This is a genomic window from Psychroserpens mesophilus (assembly GCF_050617655.1).
Lineage (GTDB): Bacteria > Bacteroidota > Bacteroidia > Flavobacteriales > Flavobacteriaceae > Psychroserpens > Psychroserpens mesophilus_A.
In genome coordinates this window covers 1-343 of the sequence record NZ_JBODQC010000087.1, presented here as the reverse complement: position 1 = coordinate 343, position 343 = coordinate 1, and the positions used below count along the sequence as shown (strand labels likewise).

At 65.6% G+C, this 343-nt stretch carries 1 protein-coding gene; it reads right to left on the bottom strand.

Annotation, left to right across the window (positions count from 1 at the left end):
• A partial coding sequence (locus tag ACRHNM_RS16445; protein WP_431137713.1) for a pyridoxal-dependent decarboxylase occupies positions 1-343 on the bottom strand: 343 nt, incomplete at both ends.

Below are 343 nucleotides of genomic sequence, written 5' to 3'. Positions count from 1 at the left end.
AACAGCAGGGCGGTGGTAAGCACGGGAAGACCCAGCATCTTGTGGCCGTCAATGACCAGGGAATCCGCCCGGTGGACGCCGCGCATCAACCCCCGGTACTTTTCGGAGAGGATGGCAGAACCCCCGTGGGCCCCGTCGATATGGAGCCATAGGTCCCGGGAGGTGCAAAAGTCCGCCAACTCCTCAATCGGGTCATAACTGCCCGTGGCGGTGGACGGGGCACTGCCAACCAGGGCGATGGGTTCCAGCCCGTCCGCGAGGGCCTGGTTGTACAACCGGTGAAGCTCGTCCGTCCGCATCCGGTAGCCGGCATCTACGGGAAGCCGGGTCACCCCCCGTCGCC